Annotated in this window: 20 protein-coding genes; 8 read left to right on the forward strand and 12 right to left on the reverse strand. The window is 64.7% G+C overall.

The genetic code is table 11. The annotated features are described in order from the left end of the window. Positions 1-63: 63 nt before the first annotated feature. Both AC2CGW_RS20060 and AC2CGW_RS20065 read right to left on the reverse strand, forming a co-directional pair. Positions 64-1,428, reverse strand: coding sequence for a GTPase/DUF3482 domain-containing protein (locus tag AC2CGW_RS20060; RefSeq protein ID WP_484574480.1), 1,365 nt, complete (start codon positions 1,426-1,428; stop codon positions 64-66). Next, a complete protein-coding gene (locus AC2CGW_RS20065) occupies positions 1,421-2,812 on the reverse strand; it encodes a DUF2868 domain-containing protein (protein WP_186721943.1) in 1,392 nt (463 codons plus the stop codon). Before AC2CGW_RS20065 ends, AC2CGW_RS20060 begins: the two co-directional genes overlap by 8 nt. A gap of 54 nt (positions 2,813-2,866) precedes the next feature. On the opposite strand from AC2CGW_RS20065, the gene AC2CGW_RS20070 reads away from it, so the two are divergent. After that, positions 2,867-3,382, forward strand: coding sequence for a dihydrofolate reductase (locus tag AC2CGW_RS20070; protein WP_186665550.1), 516 nt, complete (start codon positions 2,867-2,869; stop codon positions 3,380-3,382). Positions 3,383-3,438: 56 nt separating this feature from the next. On the opposite strand, the gene AC2CGW_RS20075 is transcribed toward AC2CGW_RS20070, so the two are convergent. Next, entirely contained in the window at positions 3,439-4,830 is a 1,392-nt protein-coding gene (locus tag AC2CGW_RS20075; protein WP_484574481.1) for an L-cystine transporter, read from the reverse strand. Positions 4,831-5,073: 243 nt separating this feature from the next. Here AC2CGW_RS20075 and AC2CGW_RS20080 point away from each other — a divergent pair, with 243 nt between their 5' ends. Beyond that, positions 5,074-6,129, forward strand: a complete 1,056-nt coding sequence (locus AC2CGW_RS20080) for an HAD family hydrolase (protein WP_202883555.1) — start codon at positions 5,074-5,076, stop codon at positions 6,127-6,129. A 194-nt stretch (positions 6,130-6,323) separates the two neighbouring features. Here AC2CGW_RS20080 and ilvD read toward each other — a convergent pair whose 3' ends face one another. Beyond that, complete coding sequence (ilvD, locus tag AC2CGW_RS20085; protein ID WP_054891146.1) at positions 6,324-8,165, reverse strand: dihydroxy-acid dehydratase; 1,842 nt, start codon at positions 8,163-8,165, stop codon at positions 6,324-6,326. On the opposite strand from ilvD, the gene AC2CGW_RS20090 reads away from it, so the two are divergent. Both AC2CGW_RS20090 and AC2CGW_RS20095 read left to right on the forward strand, forming a co-directional pair. Further along, a complete protein-coding gene (locus AC2CGW_RS20090) occupies positions 8,164-8,502 on the forward strand; it encodes a hypothetical protein (protein ID WP_186711554.1) in 339 nt (112 codons plus the stop codon). The two genes, ilvD and AC2CGW_RS20090, sit on opposite strands and share 2 nt — an antisense overlap. A gap of 116 nt (positions 8,503-8,618) precedes the next feature. Then, positions 8,619-8,783, forward strand: coding sequence for a hypothetical protein (locus tag AC2CGW_RS20095; RefSeq protein WP_484574482.1), 165 nt, complete (start codon positions 8,619-8,621; stop codon positions 8,781-8,783). A gap of 20 nt (positions 8,784-8,803) precedes the next feature. Here the strand turns inward: AC2CGW_RS20095 and AC2CGW_RS20100 are convergent, their stop codons facing one another. After that, on the reverse strand, positions 8,804-10,000 hold the full coding sequence (locus AC2CGW_RS20100; RefSeq protein WP_186665558.1) for a class I SAM-dependent rRNA methyltransferase: 1,197 nt from the start codon (positions 9,998-10,000) through the stop codon (positions 8,804-8,806). A gap of 231 nt (positions 10,001-10,231) precedes the next feature. On the opposite strand from AC2CGW_RS20100, the gene AC2CGW_RS20105 reads away from it, so the two are divergent. Next, on the forward strand, positions 10,232-11,050 hold the full coding sequence (locus tag AC2CGW_RS20105; RefSeq protein WP_186666095.1) for an HDOD domain-containing protein: 819 nt from the start codon (positions 10,232-10,234) through the stop codon (positions 11,048-11,050). Between the two features lie 3 nt (positions 11,051-11,053). After that, positions 11,054-11,866 (forward strand): bifunctional DNA-formamidopyrimidine glycosylase/DNA-(apurinic or apyrimidinic site) lyase, encoded by an 813-nt coding sequence (mutM, locus tag AC2CGW_RS20110; protein WP_063541651.1) that lies wholly within the window; start codon positions 11,054-11,056, stop codon positions 11,864-11,866. Between the two features lie 45 nt (positions 11,867-11,911). Here the strand turns inward: mutM and ggt are convergent, their stop codons facing one another. The 4 genes from ggt to AC2CGW_RS20130 form a co-directional block, all read right to left on the reverse strand. Further along, complete coding sequence (gene ggt, locus AC2CGW_RS20115; RefSeq protein WP_484574483.1) at positions 11,912-13,594, reverse strand: gamma-glutamyltransferase; 1,683 nt, start codon at positions 13,592-13,594, stop codon at positions 11,912-11,914. Beyond that, entirely contained in the window at positions 13,594-13,845 is a 252-nt protein-coding gene (locus AC2CGW_RS20120) for a YfhL family 4Fe-4S dicluster ferredoxin (RefSeq protein WP_011531711.1), read from the reverse strand. Before AC2CGW_RS20120 ends, ggt begins: the two co-directional genes overlap by 1 nt. A 155-nt stretch (positions 13,846-14,000) precedes the next feature. Further along, positions 14,001-14,480 carry a pantetheine-phosphate adenylyltransferase gene (coaD, locus tag AC2CGW_RS20125; RefSeq protein WP_063541647.1) on the reverse strand — a complete coding sequence of 160 codons (480 nt, stop codon included), beginning with the start codon at positions 14,478-14,480 and terminating at the stop codon, positions 14,001-14,003. A gap of 129 nt (positions 14,481-14,609) precedes the next feature. Further along, positions 14,610-16,040: a coniferyl aldehyde dehydrogenase gene (locus AC2CGW_RS20130; RefSeq protein ID WP_484574484.1), complete on the reverse strand. Its 1,431-nt coding sequence runs from the start codon at positions 16,038-16,040 to the stop codon at positions 14,610-14,612. A gap of 139 nt (positions 16,041-16,179) precedes the next feature. On the opposite strand from AC2CGW_RS20130, the gene AC2CGW_RS20135 reads away from it, so the two are divergent. Further along, a complete protein-coding gene (locus AC2CGW_RS20135; RefSeq protein WP_186666097.1) occupies positions 16,180-16,845 on the forward strand; it encodes a TetR/AcrR family transcriptional regulator in 666 nt (221 codons plus the stop codon). Positions 16,846-16,879: 34 nt separating this feature from the next. Then, positions 16,880-17,734 (forward strand): sulfurtransferase, encoded by an 855-nt coding sequence (locus AC2CGW_RS20140; RefSeq protein WP_186711559.1) that lies wholly within the window; start codon positions 16,880-16,882, stop codon positions 17,732-17,734. A 12-nt stretch (positions 17,735-17,746) separates the two neighbouring features. Here the strand turns inward: AC2CGW_RS20140 and AC2CGW_RS20145 are convergent, their stop codons facing one another. From AC2CGW_RS20145 to AC2CGW_RS20155, 3 genes are read right to left on the reverse strand one after another with little or no spacing between them, the layout of a single operon-like run. Continuing rightward, positions 17,747-18,739, reverse strand: a complete 993-nt coding sequence (locus AC2CGW_RS20145) for a hydrolase (protein WP_186665565.1) — start codon at positions 18,737-18,739, stop codon at positions 17,747-17,749. A 58-nt stretch (positions 18,740-18,797) separates the two neighbouring features. Then, the gene (locus tag AC2CGW_RS20150) at positions 18,798-20,135 is read right to left on the reverse strand and encodes a M16 family metallopeptidase (protein ID WP_484574485.1); all 1,338 of its coding nucleotides are present in this window, start codon (positions 20,133-20,135) and stop codon (positions 18,798-18,800) included. Beyond that, the gene (locus AC2CGW_RS20155; protein WP_484574486.1) at positions 20,128-21,432 is read right to left on the reverse strand and encodes a M16 family metallopeptidase; all 1,305 of its coding nucleotides are present in this window, start codon (positions 21,430-21,432) and stop codon (positions 20,128-20,130) included. The genes AC2CGW_RS20150 and AC2CGW_RS20155 overlap by 8 nt, the downstream gene beginning before the upstream one ends. Positions 21,433-21,448: the final 16 nt, after the last annotated feature.

The following is a 21,448-nucleotide window of genomic DNA, read 5'->3' on the forward strand; positions in this document are numbered from 1 at the left end:
CCACAGGGGGATTGGGCTGGCCTTTAAATTTGAGCAAGACAGTTGCTCCTACAGGGAAGCGCCTCAGATCTGTGACACCAACGCCTCGAGTTGCTCCTGGCGTTCCGCCTGGTTCACCCGTGCGCCCGGATTGAGCGTCGACCATTGCGGATGCGCCCGTGCCTTGCTCAACGCTTCCGGTAGCTTGCCTTCGCGCCAGGCTTTCTCATCCAGCTCGCCCAGCCGCACCCTCTCCTGTGCGGCATGGCCACGGCTGTCCAGGGCGAGCATCAGTTGCTGTTGGCGCAGCGCCAGCAAGCGCAGCACGCTGTCATCCACGGTCAGTTCACGCTGACCCTTGAGCTTGCCCAGCAACCGCGATCCGTAATTGCGCGCAGTTTGCAGTGCGCCGCCGGCAATGGCCCCCGCCAGCGCGGCAGCGCCAAGGGTCAGGCCGCCGACCAGCAGATCGACACCAGCCCCGGCCGCCGCGCCAGCGGCCACACCGCTGCCCAGACGTACGCCCAGCAGCTTCAGGGTCTCGGGGTTGAACAGGTCATCGCCCCAGCGACCATCCAGCAACGGCAGGTCGCCGGCATTGGCATCCTCACGGCGGAACGCATAGAGCTTGAGCAGCGCCTCGACACAACGTTGTTCGCGCTGGCGCACATCCTGGCGCAGCGCCTCGATGGCCTTGGCTTCAGCGGCAGGCTCTGCCTCGACGCTGCGTCGGCAGGCGGCACAGTCGAGCAGCAGCTCGGCGATCAGGCGCTTGCCGCTGTGCTGGCGGGCCTGGCGCTGGGCCTGCTGGTCGTCGATCAAGCGCTGCAGGGCGGGGCGGGATTTCTCCAGTAGCAGGGCAAGGCTTTCGTAGAGGCGGCGCTCGCCGTCCTCGGGCGGGGCCACGCTGTCGAACCGCACCAGCGCATGCAGCCCCAGGCGGGCCAGGGCCTCACGCCACTCCGGCTCGCGGTGCTGGCTGCTGGCGACGAAGTTGAGTACCGGTAGCAACGGCTTGCCGCAACTGGCGAGCACCTCCAGTTCATCACGGTACTTGGCCAGCACCGGCTCGCGTGCGTCGATCACGTAAAGACCGGCATTGCTCGCCTGCAACTGGCGCAGCACCTTGGCTTCCTGTTCGAAACGCTGGCGTGCCTCGCTGCCCTGGAGAAAACGTTCCAGGCGGGCTGGGCCGTCGAGACGTTCACCGGGACGCTCCAGGCGCTCCAGATAGTCGAGCAAGGCGATGGCGTCCTCCAGGCCGGGGGTATCGTAGAGCTCGAGCAGGGGCTCGCCCTCCACCGACAGCCGCGCGCCTTCGACATGGCGGGTAGTGCTGGGGCGATGGGAGACCTCACCGAAGCCGACATCACGGGTGAGGGTGCGCAGCAGCGAAGTCTTGCCGACGTTGGTGTGGCCGACCACGGCCAGCTTGAGCGGATCAGTCATGGCCATGCTCCAGCCAGGTCAGGGGCGAGGTGTCGGCGTGGGGCAGGCCGAGGCGATCGAGGGCTTCGTGCCAGTCGCCCAGGCGGGCGGCGTCCAGTGCCTGGCCAGGCAAGGCCTGGAGCAACCAGATGCGTGTGGCGCCTGCGTTGCGCGCGAGTTCGGCGAGCAGCGCCAGGCTGCCACGATCAGGCGAGCGGCGCGGATCGCAGGCGATGGCCAGGCGCGCCGGAGGAAAGCGGCTGAGCTGCTCGAGCAGTTTGTTGCGCGATTCGCGGCTGTCGAGTACACCGGCGTTAGTCACCGTGGGCGGCAGCTTGGGCGGCCAGTTGCGCTGGTCGTCCAGCTCCAGGCCCACCAGCAGGGCGCCGCTGCTGCCGGTTTCCAGTTGGCCGGCCTCGAACTGCGGCAGGTGCTCGGGGGCGGCGTCCTGGACACCGATGCGCTCGCTGCGTGGCATCAGCGCTTCACGCAGCTGGGCATGGCCTGGCAGGCTGAGGTCCAGGGCGAGTTGCCTGCGGCCCTGGCGCCAGCGCCACAGGCACAGGATGGCCAGCAGCAGACGTGGCAGCAGGCCGTACACCAGCACCACGCCGAGCAGCCAGCTGGCCCAGGCCTGACGGGCGATGTCCAGGCTCGGCAAAGTCGCGCCGCTGGCGCGGATCATGCTTTCGTCGGGAATGCTGAAACCCAGCAGCGAGGGCAGGGCGCCGAGGGCGTTGGTCAGGGCGATGAAGGGTTCGGCGGCGAGCAGGGTGGTCTCCCAGACGAAGCCGTAACGTCGGGTCGCCAGCAGCGCCAGCAGCATGCCCAGCGCCGCGCTCATCGCCAGCAGCCACAGGCCATGCACCAGCAGGCCGAGCAGCCAGCGATTGAGGCGCTTGCGCTGCAGCAGCACCAGCAGGGCGGGGGCCAGGTGCGCGGCCTTGGCATCACGGGCGAAGCGTTCGCTGAGCCATAGCCAGAGCCGGCCCAAGGCCGCGCCCTGCTCGCCCGCGAAGAAGAAGCCCAGGGCCCAGCCGATCAGCAACACCAGGTTCAGGCCCAGCAGGCTGCCCAGCGCCCAGAACACATTCACCGGGCGTTGGCCGTCACCCAGCGCCGCGAGACCGAGGCCCGCGCCGCTGAGTACGGCGATGATCATCAGGGCCAGCAGGGCCAGGCGTGCCCCCTGCTTCCAGTGGCGCAGGGCCTGGGTCATGCCGTCGCGCTCGGCCAGCCACAGTGCGCGATGCTCGATGCGTGCCGCCAGGTCGCCGCCTTGCTGGCGCGCGCGGCGGTTGGCTTCCTGGTCTTCCAGGGGCCCGGCGTGTTCTTCGCGCAGGCGCACCGCTTCGGTGAGCCAGCGTTTGTCCAGTTCGGTCGGTGCAGTCACAAGGTCTTCCATTGCACGGGTCGAGGCCCAAGCATAACCCACGTGCCGGGTGCTATCCTCGCTGGCATGAACACATCACTCCCCCTCAGCCTGATCGCGGCGCTCGCCGAGAACCGCGTGATCGGCATCGACAACTCCATGCCCTGGCACCTGCCGGGGGACTTCAAGTACTTCAAGGCCACCACCCTGGGCAAGCCGATCATCATGGGGCGCAAGACCTGGGATTCGCTCGGGCGACCGCTGCCTGGGCGCCTGAACATCGTCGTCAGCCGCCAGCCCGGGTTGACGCTGGCAGGCGCCGAGGTATTCGCCTCGCTGGACGCGGCAGTGGCGCGTGCCGAGCAGTGGGCGCGCGAGCAAGGGGTTGATGAGCTGATGCTGATCGGCGGGGCGCAGCTATACGGGCAGGCGCTGGAGAAGGGGCTGGTGAGCCGGATGTACCTGACGCGGGTGGAGCTGGCGCCTGAAGGGGATGCCTGGTTCCCGGCGTTCGACGCGGCGCAGTGGGCGCTGGTATCGACCGAACGGCAGGTCGAGGAAGGCAAGCCGGTGTATCACTTCGAGGTGTGGGACAAGCGATAGAGCCTGTCCTGTGGGAGCGGGTGAGCCCGCCCCCACGAATGCCCGGCAAGTGTTGCTCAGGAGTGACTCAGCTCGGCATGCTCGTCCCCGGCCAGTACTTGCTGGTCGGTCTGCTTGAGCAGTTGACTGGTCACCACGCCTGCGGTCATCGAGCCATTCACGTTCAACGCGGTGCGGCCCATGTCGATCAGCGGCTCGACCGAGATCAGCAGCGCCACCAGCTCGACCGGCAGGCCCATGGCCGGCAGCACGATCAGCGCGGCGAAGGTCGCGCCGCCTCCGACCCCGGCAACCCCTGCCGAGCTCAGGGTGACGATGGCTACCAGGGTCGCGATCCACAGTGGATCGAAGGTGTCGATGCCCACGGCCGGCGCCACCATCACCGCCAGCATTGCCGGATACAGGCCGGCGCAACCGTTCTGGCCGATGGTCGCGCCGAACGATGCGCTGAAGCTGGCGATCGACTGTGGCACGCCCAGGCGGCGCGTCTGTGCCTCGATGTTCAGCGGGATGCTGGCGGCGCTGGAGCGGCTGGTGAAGGCAAAGGTCAGCACCGGCCAGACTTTGCGGAAGAAGCGCAGCGGGCTGACGCCAGTGAACGCCAGGATCACCCCGTGCACCACGAACATCAGCCCCAGGCCGATGTACGACACCACCACGAAGCTGCCCAGCTTGAGGATGTCATCGAGGTTCGAGCTGGCCACCACCTTGGTCATCAGCGCCAGGACGCCATAAGGCGTGAGCTTCATCACCAGGCGCACCAGGCGCATGACCCAGGCCTGCAGCACGTCGATGGCCGACAGGGCGCGCTCGCCCTTGTCCTTGTCGTCCTTGATCAGTTGCAGGGCAGCAAGGCCGAGGAACACGGCGAAGATCACCACGCTGATGATCGAGGTCGGCTTGGCCCGGGCCAGGTCGCCCACCGGGTTGCTGGGGATGAACGACAGCAGTAGTTGCGGTATGTTGAGGTCGGCGACCTTGCCTGCGTACTCGCTGTTGATGGCCTGCAGGCGCGCGGTTTCCTGGACGCCTGCCACCAGGCCCTCGGCACTGAGGCCGAACAGGTTGGTCAGGGCGATGCCGATCAGTGCGGCAATGGCTGTGGTCAGCAGCAGGGTGCCGATGCTCAGCACGCTGATCCGGCCAAGGGCCGAGGCGTTGTGCAGACGTGCCACCGCGCTGAGGATCGAGGCGAAGATCAGCGGCATGACGATCATCTGCAGCAAGCCGACATAGCCGTTGCCGACCAGGTCGAGCCAGGCGATGGTCGCCTTGAGCACCGGATGACCTGCGCCGTACAGGCTGTGCAGCACCAGGCCGAACAGGACGCCCAGCACCAGGCCAAGCAGCACTTTTTTCGCCAGGCTCCAGTCGGTGCGACGGGTTTGCGCCAGGCCCAGCAGCAGGGCCAGGAACGCCAGCAGGTTGAGGGAAAGCGGCAGGTTCATTGAAGCTCCGTGAAGCAAAAGTAGGAATCGCCTCTGTGAGCGATTGCGAACGGAAATGCTAACAGTATGAAAACAAACGAATTTATATCTAAATGTAATTTAGATAGTCGTTTATGGAATAACGGGATGTCGCGGTTGGCAATGAACATGCCGTTTCGAGCTCTTTCGAGGTCGGTGCCAGACGTCTGCCTGTCATGCAGGCGGTCTAGGCTTGAGCGGCCATGTCTCTGGAGAACGCACATGATGTCTGCTCCGAAACTCCTCGCGGGCGGTCTCGCCCTACTGCTCAGTGCCAGCACCTGGGCGGCTACCGAACTCAAGCACTGGCCCGCCGAGGCCGCCAAACAGCTCGACACGATGATCGCTGCCAATGCCCACAAGGGTAACTACGCGGTCTTCGACATGGACAACACCAGCTATCGCTACGACCTCGAGGAAGCGCTGCTGCCGTTCATGGAGAACAAGGGCCTGCTGACCCGCGACAAGCTCGATCCTTCGCTGAAGCTGATCCCGTTCAAGGATACCGCCGAGCACAAGGAGAGCCTGTTCAGCTACTACTATCGCCTGTGCGAAATCGATGACATGGTCTGCTACCCCTGGGTGGCGCAGGTGTTCTCGGGCTTCACGCTCAAGGAACTGAAGGTTCAGGTCGATGAGCTGATGGCCTCGAACAAGCCGGTTCCCAGCACCTACTTCGAAGGCGATCAGGTCAAGAGTATCGAGGTGCAGCCGCCGAAGGTCTTCACCGGCCAGGCCGAGCTGTACAACAAGCTGATGGAGAACGGCATCGAGGTCTACGTGATCTCGGCCGCGTCCGAGGAGCTGGTGCGCATGGTCGCGTCCGATCCCAAGTATGGCTACAACGTCAAGCCGCAGAACGTGATCGGCGTCAGCCTGCTGCTCAAGGACCGCGCCAGCGGCGCGCTGACCACGGCGCGCAAGCAGATCAGCGAAGGCCACTATGATGCCAAGGCCAACGAGGGCCTGGAGTTGACGCCCTATCTGTGGACACCCGCCACCTGGATGGCTGGCAAGCAGGCAGCCATCCTGACCTACATCGATGAGTGGAAGCGACCGGTGCTGGTAGGCGGCGATACGCCGACCAGCGACGGCTACATGCAGTTTCATGGGGTCGACGTGGGCAAGGGCGGCATCCACCTGTGGATAAACCGCAAGGCCAAGTACATGGACCAACTGAACGGAATGATCGCCAAGCATGCGGCGGCGCAGGCTAAGGAAGGGTTGCCGGTGACGGCGGACAAGAACTGGGTGATCGTGACGCCGGAGCAGATTCAGTAAGCGTTGTAGCTCCTATGCCGGCCTCTTCGCGGGCAAGTCGGGGCGCCGAACCGCCGCTCCTACAGGGTGACCACCCCTCCTGTGGGAGTGGCGGTTCGGCGCCCCGACTTGCCCGCGAAAGGGCCGACACTTTCCCACAGGCATAAAAAAACCGGCGCTCAAGGCGCCGGTTCTTCTTTCACACCCTCAAAGCCTCACAGCCCGTCGAGCATCGCCTTGTTACGCACAGCGCCCTTGTCGGCGCTGGTCGCCAGCAGGGCGTAGGCCTTCAGTGCAGTGGTGACCTTGCGTGGACGCACTTCGGCAGGTTTCCAGCCCTTCTTGTCCTGTTCGACACGGCGTGCGGCCAACTCTTCGTCGCTGACCAGCAGGTTGATCGAGCGGTTCGGAATGTCGATCAGCACTTTGTCACCGTCCTTGACCAGGCCGATGGCGCCGCCCGAGGCCGCTTCCGGCGAAGCATGGCCGATCGACAGGCCCGAGGTGCCGCCGGAGAAGCGGCCGTCGGTGAGCAGGGCGCAGGCCTTGCCCAGGCCCTTGGACTTCAGGTACGAGGTCGGGTAGAGCATCTCTTGCATGCCCGGACCGCCTTTCGGGCCTTCGTAGCGGATGATCACGATGTCGCCGGCCTTCACTTCGTCGGCGAGAATGCCGCGCACGGCGCTGTCCTGGCTTTCGAAGATCTTCGCGGTGCCTTCGAACACATGGATCGACTCGTCGACGCCCGCGGTCTTGACCACGCAGCCGTCCAGGGCGATGTTGCCGTAGAGCACGGCCAGGCCACCTTCCTGCGAGTAGGCGTGTTCGAAGCTGCGGATGCAGCCGTTCTCGCGGTCGTCGTCGAGGGTTTCCCAGCGGGTCGACTGGCTGAACGCGGTCTGGGTCGGGATACCGGCCGGGCCTGCCTTGAAGAAGGTGTGCACGGCTTCGTCATCGGTCTGGGTGATGTCCCACTTGGCGATGGCCTCTTCCATGCTGCGGCTATGCACGGTCGGAAGGTCCGTGTGCAGCAGGCCGCCACGGGCCAGCGAGCCGAGGATGCTGAAGATGCCGCCGGCGCGGTGGACGTCTTCCATGTGGTACTTCTGGATGTTCGGCGCCACCTTGCACAGCTGTGGCACCTTGCGCGACAGGCGATCGATGTCGCGCAGGTCGAAGTCGACCTCCGCTTCCTGGGCGGCAGCCAGAAGGTGCAGGATGGTGTTGGTCGAACCGCCCATGGCGATGTCGAGCATCATGGCGTTCTCAAACGCCTTGAAGTTGGCGATGTTGCGCGGCAGTACCGACTCGTCGTTCTCGCCGTAGTAGCGCTTGCACAGCTCGACGATGGTGCGTCCGGCGGTGAGGAACAGCTGCTCGCGGTCGGCGTGGGTGGCCAGGGTGGAGCCGTTGCCCGGCAGGGCGAGCCCCAGGGCTTCGGTCAGGCAGTTCATCGAGTTGGCGGTGAACATGCCGGAGCACGAACCGCAGGTCGGGCAGGCGCTGCGCTCGTACTCGGCGACCTTTTCGTCACTGGCGGTCGAGTCGGCGGCGATGACCATGGCGTCGACCAGGTCCAGGCCGTGGCTGGCCAGCTTGGTCTTGCCGGCTTCCATCGGGCCGCCGGAGACGAAGATCACTGGAATGTTCAGGCGCAGGGCAGCCATCAGCATGCCGGGGGTGATCTTGTCGCAGTTGGAGATGCAGACGATGGCGTCGGCGCAGTGGGCGTTGACCATGTACTCGACGGCGTCGGCGATGATCTCGCGGCTCGGCAGCGAGTACAGCATGCCGTCGTGGCCCATGGCGATGCCGTCGTCGACGGCGATGGTGTTGAATTCCTTGGCCACGCCACCGGCGCGCTCGATCTCGCGGGCGACCAGCTGGCCCAGGTCCTTCAGGTGCACGTGGCCCGGGACGAACTGGGTGAACGAGTTGGCGATGGCAATGATCGGTTTCTTGAAGTCTTCGTCCTTCATCCCGGTGGCGCGCCACAGTGCGCGGGCACCCGCCATGTTGCGGCCCTGGGTGGAAGTCTTGGAACGATAATCAGGCATGAAGCACTCCTGGCGGCTTAATCAGGTCTCTGGAAAGGGGAGTGAGCTTCTCTTGTCCTTTGCGCCGAAGGCCGGTTGCCGCTGGCACGGATGGGGCCGAAGACAGCGCGGGATCGCCGCGTGCTTGGCCAGAGCTCATAAACCCGCCTGGGGATGTCTGGCGATGAATAGGCCGATTCTACACCGCTGGCGCGACGAGGGAATGACGATGTGTCTGGACGGTGCTTTTCGTCATTTGGACAGGGTGATGCAGGACATCTCCCAAATGCCCTTCCAGCGGTATTTTCCTGGCCTGGCTGCAGCTACCATCGCGCGCCGCATGGTGCTGGATATCTGAGCAGGGTTTTTGCCAAGGCAGCGCTGCAGTCATGGTCGGTCGATAGTTATCTAGTGCCCGGCTGTCCGCCGGGTCATTAGCCTGACGTCTTCTTGCGCTCGCAAAGGACTTGAGTCATGCGCCTGTTTCACTCCCTGGCGCGGGACGATATCGAGGATTTCAACGGCCCGCAGCCAACGGTCAGGACCGTGGGCATCATCATGGCCGACTTCCCGGGGGAGTCGCTGATCGCCAACATCATCGCCAACAATCACCACACATTGCATGACCTGGGGCTGTAGGCCAGCCCCAGGCAGGTGGGTCAGCTGTTGGGCAGCAACCGGCAGGTGATGCTCTTGATGTAGCGGGTTTCGGCGATTGCCGGGTGCACTGGGTGGTCCGGACCCTGGCCGCCGCGCTCGAGCAGTTGCAGGTTGCGGTCCAGGTGGCGGGCACTGGTCAGCAGGATGTTGTTCAGGTCATCTTCGGGCAGGTGCATGGAGCACGAAGCGCTGACCAGGATGCCGTCCTTGTTGAGCATGCGCATGGCCTGCTCGTTGAGGCGGCGGTAGGCGGCCTCGCCGTTCTTCAGGTCCTTCTTGCGCTTGATGAAGGCGGGTGGGTCGGCAATGATCACGTCGAAGCGTTCTTCGGCGGCCTTGAGTTCGCGCAGGGCCTCGAACACGTCGCCTTCGATGCAGGTCAGCTTTTCGGCAATGCCGTTGAGCGCGGCATTGCGCTCGACGCCATCCAGGGCAAAGCCCGAGGCATCGACGCAGAACACTTCGCTGGCGCCGAAGGCCCCGGCCTGTACGCCCCAGCCACCGATGTAGCTGAACAGGTCGAGCACGCGCTTGCCCTTGACGTAGGGCGCCAGGCGCGCACGGTTCATGCGGTGGTCGTAGAACCAGCCAGTCTTCTGGCCTTCACGTACCGGCGCTTCGAACTTCACGCCGTTCTCTTCCAGCGCGACCCAGTCTGGCACTTCGCCATAAACAGTCTCGACATAGCGGCCCAGGCCCTCGGCGTCGCGCGCGGCGGAGTCATTCTTGAACAGGATGCCACTGGGCTTGAGCACCTGTACCAGGGCAGCGATCACCTCATCCTTGTGAGCTTCCATGGTGGCCGAGGCCAGTTGCACCACGAGAATGTCGAAGAAGCGGTCGACCACCAGGCCCGGCAGCAGGTCGGAGTCGCCGTAGACCAGGCGGTAGCAGGGTTTGTCGAACAGGCGCTCACGCAGTGACAGGGCGACGTTCAGGCGGTGCACCAGCAGCGACTTGTCCAGCGGCAGCTTGGCATCGCGCGACAGCAGGCGGGCACAGATCAGGTTGTTCGGGCTCACCGCCACCACGCCCAGCGGCTTGCCGTTGGCCGCCTCGAGGATCGCCTGCTGCCCGGCCTTCAGGCCTTGCAGCGGAGTCGCGGCGACATCGACTTCATTGCTGTAGACCCACAGGTGGCCGGCGCGCAGGCGGCGGTCGGCATTGGCTTTGAGGCGAAGGCTGGGCAGGGACATGACGTCGCTCCGGAAAAAAGAGCGGGAGTATACCGCGTTGGCCTGGGGTTCGCTGGTGGGCTGGATGAAGTGTCGGCCTCATCGCGGCTAAAGTTAACCGCCCAGGGAACGATCCAGTGGTTGGTGCCCTGCAGGAGTACAGGGTTAGAATCTCTCGTCATTTCCGAGTGTGTACCCATGTCCCAGGAACTTTCCGCCGAACAGATCCAGCAAGCCTTGCAAGGCATCACCATTCCGCCGCAGCCGCAGATCATGGTGGACCTGCAGTTCGAGCAGTACATGCCCGATCCGGACCTGGAGACGATCGCCAAGCTGATAGCGCAGGATCCTGGTCTGTCCGGTGCACTGCTCAAGCTGGTGAACTCCCCGCATTTCGGGTTGGCCAACAAGATTGGCTCGATCCAGCGCGCCGTAAACCTGTTGGGCAGCCGCTCGATCATCAACCTGATCAACGCGCAGTCGATCAAGGGCGAGATGAGCGACGAAACCATCGTCACCCTCAACCGCTTCTGGGACACCGCCCAGGACGTCGCGATGACCTGCCTGACCCTGGCCAAGCGCACCGGCATCCAGGCGGTGGACGAGGCCTACACGCTTGGCCTGTTCCATGATTGCGGCGTGCCGCTGATGCTCAAGCGCTTCCCGACCTACATGGAAGTGCTGGAGGACGCCTACGCCAAGGCCGACGAACAAACGCGGGTGGTGGACACCGAGAACCGCGCGTTCAACACCAATCATTCGGTGGTGGGCTACTTCACCGCCAAGTCGTGGCGCCTGCCGGAGCATATCAGCGCGGCCATCGCCAACCACCACAACGCCCTGGCGGTATTCCGCGACGAGTCTTCACGCAACACCCAGACCCAGCTGAAGAACCTGCTGGCGGTGCTGAAAATGGCCGAACACATCTGTGCGTCGTACCGCGTGCTGGGCAACCAGAGCGTCGACCACGAGTGGAACGTCGTCGGGCCGCTGGTGCTGGACTACATCGGGCTGTCGGAGTACGACTTCGAGAGCCTCAAGCAGAACATCCGTGAAATGAGTGGCCACTGATCCATGCCTGAGTTGCCAGAAGTCGAGACCACCCGGCGCGGGATCGCGCCGTACCTGGAAGGCCAGCGGGTCAGCCGCGTGGTGGTGCGTGACCGGCGCCTGCGCTGGCCGATCCCCGAGGATCTGGATGTGCGCCTGTCCGGGCAGCGCATCGTCAGCGTCGAGCGGCGGGCCAAGTACCTGCTGATCAACGCCGAGGTGGGCACCTTGATCAGCCACCTGGGGATGTCTGGCAACCTGCGGTTGGTCGAGCTCGGGCTGCCGGCGGCCAAGCATGAACATGTGGACATCGAGCTGGAGTCGGGGCTGATGCTGCGCTACACCGACCCGCGTCGGTTCGGCGCCATGCTCTGGAGCCAGGACCCGCTGGGTCACGAGCTGCTGGTGCGCCTGGGGCCGGAGCCATTGACCGACCTGTTCGACGGCGAGCGGTTGTTCCAGCTGTCACGCGGGCGGTCGATGGCGGTCAAGCCGTTCATCATGGACAACGCCGTGGTGGTGGGGGTGGGCAACATCTACGCCACCGAGGCGCTGTTCGCCGCGGGCATCGATCCACGCCGCGAGGCGGGCGGGATCAGCCGGGCGCGTTATCTGAAGCTGGCGATCGAGATCAAGCGCGTGCTGGCGGCGGCCATCGAGCGTGGTGGCACCACGTTGCGCGATTTCATCGGTGGCGATGGGCAGCCGGGGTATTTCCAGCAGGAACTGTTCGTGTATGGGCGTGGCGGTGAGGCCTGCAAGGTGTGCGGGACCGAGCTGCGGGACGTGAAGCTGGGGCAGCGCGCTAGCGTGTTCTGCCCGCGCTGTCAGCGCTGAGATTCGTTCGGCGAACAGCCATTCAGCGCGCCGCAGCTTTGCGGGTCACTCCAGCACTGCGGCCTCACCGACCCCGCGCGGATCGCTGGCCGCCTCGAGCGTCCCGGCGCGTTTGTCCCAGTACAGCACCTGCTGGTTCCCATAGCTGCGCTGCACATCCTTGAGCTCATAGCCGCGTGCACGCAGCGCGGCTTTCTGCCTCTCATCGAAGGTGCCGGGCTCGTGCTCGATCACATCTGGCAAGTACTGATGGTGATAGCGGGGGATCGCCGGCCATTCGTTCACCGGCCGCCCTTCGAGAAAGCCGAGCATCGACAGCAGCACCATGCTCGGGATTCGGCTGCCGCCGGGCGTGCCGAAGCTGGCGAACTGTGACGGACTTTCGATGAAGCTTGGGCTCATGCTCGACAGTGGGCGCTTGCCCGCGGCCACCGCATTGGCCTGGCTGCCGGCCAGGCCGTAGCTGTTGCTGCCTGTGGGGTCGGCGGCGAAATCGTCCATCTCGTTGTTCAGCACCACGCCGCTGCCGGGTACGGTAAAGGCTGCACCGAAGGGCAGGTTGACCGACAGCGTGGCCGACACGGCATTGCCTGTGGCATCGATCACGCTGAAGTGAGTGGTGTGGTCGCCCTCGCGCCAGGCGGGCGCGGGCGGCAGGGCGCTGCTGGGCGTGGCATCGTGCACGTCGATGCTGTCGGCAAGTCCGGTCAGATAGTGGCGTGCCAGCAGGCGGTTGATCGGGTTGGTGACGTAGTCCGGGTCGCCGAGCAGGCCGCGATCGCGGTAGGCGCGGCGCAGGACTTCTACCACATAGTGGCTGCGTTGCACGGGTTCTGCGCTCTGCCAAGGCAGGCGCTGGAGCATCGCCAGGCTCTGCGCCAAGGCCACGCCGCCGGCAGATGGCGGTGGGCTGCTGATCAGCTCGCGCTGGTCTGCCAGGGGATAGCGCAGTGGCTGGCGCCAGACCGTGCGGTAGTTGGCGAGATCGTCGAGGGTCCAGACACCGCCAGCGCGGCGCACACCCTCGACAAGCTGGCGGCCAACCGTCCCACGGTAGAAACCGTCGCGCCCCCGATCGGCCATTGCTTGCAGGGTGGCGGCCAGTTCCGGCTGGCGGATCACGCTGCCCAGGGCGGGGACCTGGTTCTCGCGCAGGAACAGCCGGGCGCTTTCCGGGTCGTCACGCAGCGCGTTCAGGCGCATGGTCGCGCGATCGCGGTAGATGCGGTCTACGGCAAAGCCTTGGTTGGCGAGGCGGATGGCTGGCGCGAGGCTGTCCCTGAGCGGCAGTTTGCCGTGGGTCGCCGCGAGATCTGCCAGCGCCTGGGGCAGACCTGGGATGGCCGCCGCCAGCGCACCGTTGATCGAAAGCCCCTGCCGGACCTTGCCGTCTTCCAGGTACATGCCTGGGGTGGCGGCACCCGGCGCGCGCTCGCGGGCATCCAGGAAGCGGTAGTGCGCAGTATCGGACTGCTCGCGCAGCAGGAAGAAACCGCCGCCGCCCAACCCCGAGCCATAGGGCTCGACCACCGCCAGCGTGGCGCTGATGGCGATGGCGGCATCGAACGCGTTGCCGCCCTGCTCCAGAACCTCTCGTGCCGCTGCAGTGGCATCGGCGTGGGGGCTGGCAATGGCGGCGCGCCCGGGCCCGTCCGCCAGGGCGGCGGTGGCCAGCAGCGCCAGTGCGGCGCCGAGCAATGCGCGGCCAATCGCGGCGACGAACGGCATCAGGCCTTGCCGGTGATCCGGCGGTACTTGGCCATCAGCTCGTCTTCGGTTTCCGGATGGGCTTCATCCAGCGGGATGCAGTCAACCGGGCAAACCTGCTGGCACTGGGGTTCGTCATAGTGGCCCACGCACTGGGTGCAGAGGTTCGGGTCGATCACGTAGATCTCTTCGCCTTGCGAGATGGCGGCGTTCGGGCACTCGGGTTCGCAGACGTCGCAGTTGATGCAATCGTCGGTGATGATCAGGGACATTGGGACTCCGGCCGGGGCTCGGCGCCCGGGCATGTATCAAAGCAATGGGCACAATTGTGCCGCATTAACGCCCGCAGTGCACGCGGGCGCGAGGCTTTGTCGCGCAAGTGCCGGTTGGCGACGTGGCGTACAAAGCCGAACTCAGGCCGCTGCGATCACTTCTTGAAGCGTACGGTCAACGCCTCGGCCACCGCCGGGTGGACGAACTTGGTGATATCCCCGCCCAGCGCCGCAATCTCGCGGACCAGCGTCGAGGAAATGAACGAGTAGCGCTCCGACGGCGTGAGGAACAGGCTCTCGACGTCCGGCGCCAGTTGGCGATTCATGTTCGCCAGCTGGAACTCGTACTCGAAGTCGGACACCGCACGCAGGCCCCGCAGGAACACGTTGGCGCCCTGTTCCTTGGCGAAGTGCGCCAGCAGGGAGGAGAAGCCGATGACTTCGACATTGGGCAGGTGCTTGGTGACCTCGCGGGCCAGCTCGACCCGTTGTTCCAGCGGGAACAGGGGGTTTTTCTTGGGGCTGGCCGCCACGGCGATGATCACGTGATCGAACAGCCGCGAGGCGCGCTCGACCAGATCGCCATGGCCTTTGGTAATGGGGTCGAAAGTGCCCGGGTACAACACTCGGTTCATCGCGTCATCCTGGCTGGAGTGCGTTGGGGAGTCGGATGGTAGCGCAGCGACTGCTGCCCGGCCAAGTCATGCGACCGGATGATGGCACTATAGACAGTACGGCCATTGGCTGTCATGCGCCCTTTGCGCTTAGCGGATGAACAGCTTGTATACGAGGCGCTGCAGGGCTTTTCCGTAAGGCGGGTAGATCAGCCGGGCGGCGTTGATACGCTGTTTGGCCAGTACCGCCTTGGCTTTGCTGAAGGTCTGGAAACCTTCGCGACCATGGTAATGACCCATGCCAGAGGGGCCGATGCCGCCGAAGGGCAAGTCGTCCTGGGCGACATGCAGCAGGGTGTCGTTCAGGCACACCCCGCCGGAGTGTGTGTGCTGCAGCACCTGCGCCTGCTGACTGCGGTCGTAACCGAAGTAGTACAGCGCCAGCGGGCGTGGGCGCTGATTGATGTAGGCCAGGGCCTCATCCAGCGCGTCATAGGCGACCAGCGGTAACAATGGGCCGAAGATTTCGTCCTGCATCACCTGCATGTCGTCGTTCACATCCAGCAGCAGATGAGGTGGCAGCCTGCGGCCCTGGCGCGGCTCGTCGGGGTACAGGTCGAGTACCTGGGCGCCTTTGTCGCGGGCGTCGGCGAGCAGGCGCTCGAGGCGCTGCAACTGGCGCGGGTTGATGATCGCGCTGTAGTCGGGGTTGTCTGCGATGCGTGGGAAAAGGCGCTGCACCGCCCGTCGATAGGCCTGCGCGAAGTCGTCCAGGCGCTGACGCGGGACCAGCACGTAATCGGGTGCCACGCAGGTCTGCCCGGCATTGAGGGTCTTGCCGAAGGCAATGCGCTCGGCGGCACTGGCCAGTGGCACGTCGTGGGAGACGATGGCGGGCGACTTGCCGCCCAGCTCGAGCGTGACCGGCGTGAGGTTGCGCGCGGCGGCCAGCATGACCTGGCGGCCGATGCTGGTGGCGCCGGTAAACAGCAGGTGATCGAAGGGCAGGCGGGCAAAGGCCTGGCCGACCTCGACCTCGCCCAGCACCACACTCACCAGGTCGCCAGGGAAAACCTGCTCGAGCAACTGCTTGAGGGCATGGCCGGTACGTGGTGTGGCCTCGCTGAGCTTGAGCATCACCCGGTTGCCCGCCGCCAGGGCACCGGTCAGCGGGCCGATAGCCAGAAACAGCGGGTAGTTCCACGGCACGATGATGCCCACCACCCCCAGTGGTTGCGCCAGCACTCGCGCGCTGGCCGGCTGGAAGGCCAGGCCGACGCGGCGCCGGGCAGGTTTCATCCAGCGCCGCACATGACGCTCGGCATGGCGCAGGCCCTGCACGGATGGCAGCAGCTCGGCCAGCAGGGTTTCATCGGCACTGCGCCCGCCGAAGTCGGCATCGACGGCTTCGATCAGCGCCTGCTGGTTTGCAACCAGGGCCTCACGCAGGCTTTTCAGCCACTGGATACGCTGCGCGGCGGGCGGCATGGGGTTGCCTGCGAAGGCCTGGCGTTGCTCGGCGAACAACTGCTCAAGAACAAGGTCGGATGGCTCAAGAGGCATGGCTGTGGACGAACGCATGGCAGCTCCGCGCAGAGGGGCGAGTTCTCGAGCTTATACTCTAATCGGCGTCGATCTGTGAATGTCCGCGGGGTGCACCGCCCGTGGAATAAACCGTAAGATGGCTCGTCATACGAAGCCCGCAGACCTGGATACCCGCATGGCCCCGCGCATGAAGACCCGTGAGCGCATCGTGCAAAGCAGCCTCGAACTGTTCAACCAGCAAGGCGAGCGCAGCGTCAGCACCAATCACATTGCCGCGTTCATGGAAATCTCTCCCGGCAACCTGTACTACCACTTCCCCAACAAGCAGGCGATCATCGCGTTGCTGTTCAGCCAGTACGAAGAGCTGGTGGACAGCTTCCTGCGCCCGCCGCAAGGCCGGGCGGCCACCGTCGAGGACAAGCGCTTCTACCTCAAGGCATTGCTCGCGGCGATGTGGAACTATCGCTTTCTGCACCGCGACCTCGAGCACCTGCTGGAGAGCGACCCGGAGCTGGCCGCACGTTACCGGCGCTTCTCCCAGCGTTGCCTGCAGCAGGGTCAGGCGATCTATCGTGGCTTCGTCGAAGCGGGCATCTTGAACATGCTGCCGACCCAGATCGAGTCGCTGACCATCAATGCCTGGATCGTGCTCACCTCCTGGGTGCGTTTTCTCAGCACCACCCGCGAGCATTCCGCGCACCTGGGTGAAGAAGCCTTCAAGCGCGGCGTCTATCAGGTGCTGGTTTTGGAGCTGGGGTTCGTCACCGCCAGCTCCCGCGCCGCCGTGGATGCGCTGTGCAGCGAATTTCACGTTCCGTTCAACCAGGCCCTGGAACATTGATCCGGGCCTTTCGAGCCATCGATAGGAGATTGTCATGCCCCTTGCGCAACTGATCACCCCGCAGCAGCTGGACGAGCGTCTGGACTCGCCGGGGCTGGTGATCCTCGACTGTCGCTTCGCCCTGGAGGATGTGGACTACGGCCAGCGCAGCTATGCCGAGGGGCATATCGCCGGTGCGCATTTCGCGGACCTGGAGCGCGACCTGAGCGGGCCTGTGGTCAAGGGGCAGACCGGCCGTCACCCACTGCCTGAGCCTAGCCTTCTGATCGAGCGCCTGCGCAAGTGGGGCCTGGATAATAACAGCCAGGTGGTGCTGTACGACGACGGCCCTGGTGCCTTCGCAGCCCGCGCCTGGTGGCTGCTGGCCTGGCTGGGCAAGCGCGATGCGGTGTTCATCCTCGACGGCGGCCTCAAGGCCTGGCATGCCGCGCACCTGCCGTTGAGCCTGGACCCGCCAGTGCACCACGAGGGCAACTTCGAGGGTAAGGCCGATGCGAAGCTGCTGATCGATGCCGAGCACCTGGCCAAGCGCCTGGGCAGCGCCGATCTGACCTTGATCGACGCCCGCGCCTTGCCGCGTTTTCGCGGTGAAGTCGAGCCGATCGACCCTGTTGCCGGGCACATTCCCGGCGCGCAGTGCGCGGCGTTCACCGACAACCTCGGTGCGGACGGGCGTTTCCTGCCGGTCGAGCAGCTCAAGCAGCGCTTCGCCGAGAAGCTGGCGGGGCGTGCGCCGGAACAGTTGGTCGCGTATTGCGGTTCTGGCGTCACGGCTTGCCACAACCTGTTTGCCCTGGCACTGGCGGGATACCCGCTGGGACGCCTGTACGCAGGATCCTGGAGCGAATGGATCAACGATCCCAAGCATGGTGTCGCTACCGGCGACTGAGGCGACCCAGCGTCAGCGTCCTTCCAGCAACCACTGCGGAATCCGGCGTTCGAGGTAATACCCCGGATTACGCAGGCTGCCGTCGACAAAGCCCACGTGCCCGCCACGGCGGTGCAATTCGAAATGAGTCTGCGGTGCCAGCTCCTGCGCCACCGGCAGGCTGTGGCCGAACACGAACGGATCGTCCTGTGCGTGGATGATCAGCGTCGGTGTGCGGTTTTCCCCCAGGTAATAGCGACTCGATGCGCGGCGGTAGTAGTCGTGGGCATCGCTGAAACCGTTGAGCGGCGCGGTCACCCGGCCATCGAAATCCCAGAAGGTCCTCAGGTTGCGTAGCGGCCCCAGGCGCTCCAGCGCGGCCAGCCCTTCGCTGTGGCCACGGGCCTGGAAGTGCCGCTGCTTGTTCTGCACGTAGGCCAGCATCTCGCGCATGAAGTGCGCCTGGTAGACCTTGCTGAAACCCATGCCAATGCGGTCGGCGCATTGATCCAGGCGAAACGGCACAGACACGGCCACCGCCGCTTCGAGCTGGCTGGCCGAGCCACTTTCGCCCAGGTACTTCAACAGCACGTTGCCGCCCAGCGAGTAGCCCACGGCATACAGCGGCGCCAATGGTCGTTGCGCGCGCAGATGGCGGATGGTTTCGGCCAGGTCTTCGCTGGCGCCGGAGTGATAACTGCGGGCAAGCAGGTTGGGCTCGCCGGAGCAGCCTCGCCAGTTCAGCGCGACGCTGGCCCAGCCACGCGCCTGCAGCGCTTGCTGCAGGCCTTTTACGTAAGGGGAGTCGGAGGAACCGGTCAGGCCGTGCAGGATCAGCACCAGCGGCGTGTCTGCCTGATGCGGGCCGTGCCAGTCCATGTCGAGGAAGTCGCCGTCGGCCAGCCACAGGCGTTCGCGGCTGCGCTCAAGCCTTGGGGGCTTGCGCCAGAGCGGCCCCCACAGGGTCTGCAGGTGCGGATTGGACAGCCCGACGGCGGGGCGAAAGGTGAAGGCGTGGCTGGACATGCTGGAACTCGTGATGTGCCTGCCTAGAATGCCATGAAACCCCGCCGTCATGCCTGTGCTATTGGTCGCTGGGCGAGGGTGCGAGTGGTTGCTGGTCGGCAGGCCCGCCCACAGTGATCAGTATCTTGCGGTCCAGGTCGAATCGACGTCGGATCACCTCGTGGACGACTGCAGGTGTTTGTTCGCGCAACCGATCGGTGTAGGTGTCGAGGTAGTCGTCTGGCAGGTCGTGACTGGCAAGGTAGGCCAAGCGCTCGGCAAGCTGGCCATTCGTGGCGACCTCCTTGAGGCATTTACCTGCGAGCCTCTGTTGCGCCAGTTGCAGTTCTTCCAGCGTTGGCCCTTCCTGAGCAAATGCCAGCAACAGGGCGTCCACCAGCTCGACACTGGTCTGGAGATGCTGCGGTTTGACGTCCCATCTGATCGATAACCTGCCAGCGGTGCTGGATGCTGTGAAGTCCGAGTCGATGTGGTAGGTCAGTTCCAGGCGTTGCCGGAGCTCTTGCATGAGGCGGGAGCTGAAGCCGCCACCTAACACTTCGTTGGCCAACTGCAGCGGGAGATGTTCGGCCTCGGTGGGCGGCACGTTCATGGGCAGTGTCAACTGAGCGAGGATGTTGGGTACGCTCCAGGGCAGGTGCCGTGTTGCCGCCACTGACGAGGGAACCGGTGGCAGGTGTGCGGCCGTCCACCCCTGGGGCAATGCCGAGCTGATGTCCTGCGCCAGGGCGACGGCCGCCTCCCGGGATAGATCGCCGACAATCGCGATGTCCAGGTTACTCGCGCAATACGCCTTGCGATGGAATGCCTTCAGGTCATCGACGGTCAATGCGTCGACGTGCTCAGGGGTGCTCAAGACGCTTTCATAGGGGTGGCCTTGGTAGAGGTGGTGATACAGCTCGATTACTGGTTGCCAGTGTTGCGATTTTCGCCACGCCCCGTCCTGAGCGTTGACTCGGGTCTTAATTGTTTTGAGTGCGTCGGCCGGGAAGTCGGGGTGGGCGAGCATGGAGGCGAGCAGTGTCACGGCGGGGGTGAGAATTTCAGGTGCACTTAGTGTGCGCAGGGAGAACGTTGCGTGATCGAGGCGTATATCCTTGCTGACGATGGCCCCCAGTTCCTGCATCCGCCTGTCCCGTTCGGCCGCCTCCAGACCGTCGCTGCCTTTGTCGAGCATGTGCAAGGTCACGGCCGCGAGGCCATGGTGGTCCTGGTCGGCCGAGGTGCCTGCCTTGAAGCGTAGTTTGATATCCACTATCGGCAGCCCCCGCGTTTCCACGAACATCACGCGTGTGCCGTTATCGTTCCGCCATGATTGCACCGAGGTGCTGATCTGCTCGAATGCATTGAGGTTCAGGCCTTGTGCGCTAGTGAGTCCTGTCGGGATGTCATTCATCATTCGTCTCCTCGAGCATGAAGGTGGCCATCAGCCGGTCCTCGGTCAGATAAAGGCTTGCCACCTGGCGAACCTGTTCTACGGTCACGGCTTCGAGCGTTTGTCGCTCCTGCTCCAAAAGGTGCGGGTCCAGGCCACAGACGGCGTAGCGGCGGATGGTCTCTGCCTGGTTGGCGATGTCATCGCGGGCAAAGACCTTGTTCGACATGAATTGCACCTTGGCGCGATTGAGGTCCCTTTCAGTGAAGGGGGTGCGATGGAGCGTGGCGATTTCCTGCATGATCCTGTCGAGCGCCTGGGCAGGCGTGCCTATGGACGTGTTGGTATGGGCCCGAATTTCCAGGAGGCTGTCTGCGCGTTTGAATGCGTCATAGTCCACTGACAAGTTGAGCAAGATGAGTTCGTCGCTCAACAGTCGCTGGCGCAGGAAGGCGCTAGCACCTTTGCCCAGCAATTTCGGCAGCAACTGCAGTGCGCAAGCCTCCTCGTTGGAGGGCGCTGTGGCCAGGCTGGGGACGCCGAAGCTCACCAGCAATCCCTCTGTCAGCCCCTTGAGACGCAGTGTCTGCGTGCGCCGCCCAGATGCTGCGGTTCTTTCCAGCGGCTTGAGTGGCGGAAGTTCGGCAGCCTCGAAGGCGCCAAAATGGCGCTCGACCAGCTCGCGCAAGCGAGGCATGTCCGTGGCCCCGACGACCACGAGCGTGGCGTTGTTCGGGTGATACCAATGCCGGTGCCAGTCGCGTGCGGTGTCGATTGTCAGCGCGTCCAGGTCTTCTGGGCGCCCGATGACGGGAGTGGCGTATGCTCCGTTGCCATAACAAAATGTTTTGTGTGCCTCAAGGGCACGGCCCAGGGCTGTCCCCTCTACATGGCTGCGCCGCTCTGCCTTGACGATCTCCAGGACCTTGGTGAAGGCCGACGCTTCAAGCGTCGGGCGGAACGTGATGTCGGCCAGGGCCTCCAGGGCGATTTCAAGGCGGCTGGCCGGCAGGGTCAACGGAAAATAGGTGTTGTCGCTGTCGGTGAAGGCATTTGGCGAAGCGCCCAGTCGGTTCATGAAGGAAATGTACTCGCCCTGGGCCAGTTTGCTGCTGCCATCGAATACCAAGTGTTCCAAGGCATGGGAAAGCCCCGAATTGCCGGCTGGCTCATGGCTGGCACCGACGTGTAAGGACAGTTGTACGCTGACCAGAGGTGCGCGGTGATCTTCTTGAAGGTAGATGCGCAGGCCATTGGCCAGGGTGGCGTGCTGCAGGTGTGAGGCGCGAGCGGCGGTGCTCGGAAGGGCTAGAGGCATGGGCTGCTCCTGATTG

The organism is Pseudomonas sp. SYWMCR5 (assembly GCF_057197165.1).

What these genes read in the sequence shown, in the direction of transcription:
- AC2CGW_RS20060 (WP_484574480.1), bottom strand. Translation starts at nt 1,428, where the DNA reads ATGACTGATCCGCTCAAGCTGGCCGTGGTCGGCCACACCAACGTCGGC.
- AC2CGW_RS20065 (WP_186721943.1), bottom strand. Translation starts at nt 2,812, where the DNA reads ATGGAAGACCTTGTGACTGCACCGACCGAACTGGACAAACGCTGGCTC.
- AC2CGW_RS20070 (WP_186665550.1), top strand. Translation starts at nt 2,867, where the DNA reads ATGAACACATCACTCCCCCTCAGCCTGATCGCGGCGCTCGCCGAGAAC.
- AC2CGW_RS20075 (WP_484574481.1), bottom strand. Translation starts at nt 4,830, where the DNA reads ATGAACCTGCCGCTTTCCCTCAACCTGCTGGCGTTCCTGGCCCTGCTG.
- AC2CGW_RS20080 (WP_202883555.1), top strand. Translation starts at nt 5,074, where the DNA reads ATGTCTGCTCCGAAACTCCTCGCGGGCGGTCTCGCCCTACTGCTCAGT.
- AC2CGW_RS20090 (WP_186711554.1), top strand. Translation starts at nt 8,164, where the DNA reads ATGAAGCACTCCTGGCGGCTTAATCAGGTCTCTGGAAAGGGGAGTGAG.
- ilvD (WP_054891146.1), bottom strand. Translation starts at nt 8,165, where the DNA reads ATGCCTGATTATCGTTCCAAGACTTCCACCCAGGGCCGCAACATGGCG.
- AC2CGW_RS20095 (WP_484574482.1), top strand. Translation starts at nt 8,619, where the DNA reads ATGCGCCTGTTTCACTCCCTGGCGCGGGACGATATCGAGGATTTCAAC.
- AC2CGW_RS20100 (WP_186665558.1), bottom strand. Translation starts at nt 10,000, where the DNA reads ATGTCCCTGCCCAGCCTTCGCCTCAAAGCCAATGCCGACCGCCGCCTG.
- mutM (WP_063541651.1), top strand. Translation starts at nt 11,054, where the DNA reads ATGCCTGAGTTGCCAGAAGTCGAGACCACCCGGCGCGGGATCGCGCCG.
- ggt (WP_484574483.1), bottom strand. Translation starts at nt 13,594, where the DNA reads ATGCCGTTCGTCGCCGCGATTGGCCGCGCATTGCTCGGCGCCGCACTG.
- AC2CGW_RS20120 (WP_011531711.1), bottom strand. Translation starts at nt 13,845, where the DNA reads ATGTCCCTGATCATCACCGACGATTGCATCAACTGCGACGTCTGCGAA.
- coaD (WP_063541647.1), bottom strand. Translation starts at nt 14,480, where the DNA reads ATGAACCGAGTGTTGTACCCGGGCACTTTCGACCCCATTACCAAAGGC.
- AC2CGW_RS20130 (WP_484574484.1), bottom strand. Translation starts at nt 16,040, where the DNA reads ATGCGTTCGTCCACAGCCATGCCTCTTGAGCCATCCGACCTTGTTCTT.
- AC2CGW_RS20135 (WP_186666097.1), top strand. Translation starts at nt 16,180, where the DNA reads ATGGCCCCGCGCATGAAGACCCGTGAGCGCATCGTGCAAAGCAGCCTC.
- AC2CGW_RS20140 (WP_186711559.1), top strand. Translation starts at nt 16,880, where the DNA reads ATGCCCCTTGCGCAACTGATCACCCCGCAGCAGCTGGACGAGCGTCTG.
- AC2CGW_RS20145 (WP_186665565.1), bottom strand. Translation starts at nt 18,739, where the DNA reads ATGTCCAGCCACGCCTTCACCTTTCGCCCCGCCGTCGGGCTGTCCAAT.
- AC2CGW_RS20150 (WP_484574485.1), bottom strand. Translation starts at nt 20,135, where the DNA reads ATGAATGACATCCCGACAGGACTCACTAGCGCACAAGGCCTGAACCTC.
- AC2CGW_RS20155 (WP_484574486.1), bottom strand. Translation starts at nt 21,432, where the DNA reads ATGCCTCTAGCCCTTCCGAGCACCGCCGCTCGCGCCTCACACCTGCAG.